Genomic DNA, 418 nt, shown 5'->3' on the forward strand with positions numbered 1-418 from the left:
GGTTGTCAGTTAGGAAAGTTTGCCGTAAGCCGGGTTCTGTGCTCGTCGTGGTTCATACGGGAACTACCCTCCCACCATAAGCGACAATCATCTATCTAGGCCGTACATTACTGCACGGCTCCAGCGACCAACCTAGACACGCCTCAGGCGAAGGCTGCCCTTCCGGTAAAGGAAGCGCTGTGTCTCATTAGGTCTTGCTCCAGATGGGGTTTACCAGGAACGAAGTCACCAGCGTTCCTCGGGGTCTCTTACACCTCGGTTCCATCCTTGCCTGTGCCGCCCTAAAGCGGCCATCGGCGGTCCATTTCTGTGGCACTATCCTTCGGCTCGCGCCGACTGGACGTTATCCAGCACCCTGCCTTGTGGAGCCCGGACTTTCCTCCCGCGGCTAAGCCGCCGGCGATTGTCTGTCAAACTT

General features: G+C 57.7%; 1 other RNA gene. It reads right to left on the reverse strand.

The features are described from left to right. Nucleotides 1–11 precede the first annotated feature (11 nt). Nucleotides 12–418, reverse strand: an RNA gene (gene rnpB / locus GH663_RS20905) — RNase P RNA component class A.

The sequence above is a fragment of the Dechloromonas hortensis genome (assembly GCF_009469765.1).
Taxonomy (GTDB): domain Bacteria; phylum Pseudomonadota; class Gammaproteobacteria; order Burkholderiales; family Rhodocyclaceae; genus Azonexus; species Azonexus hortensis.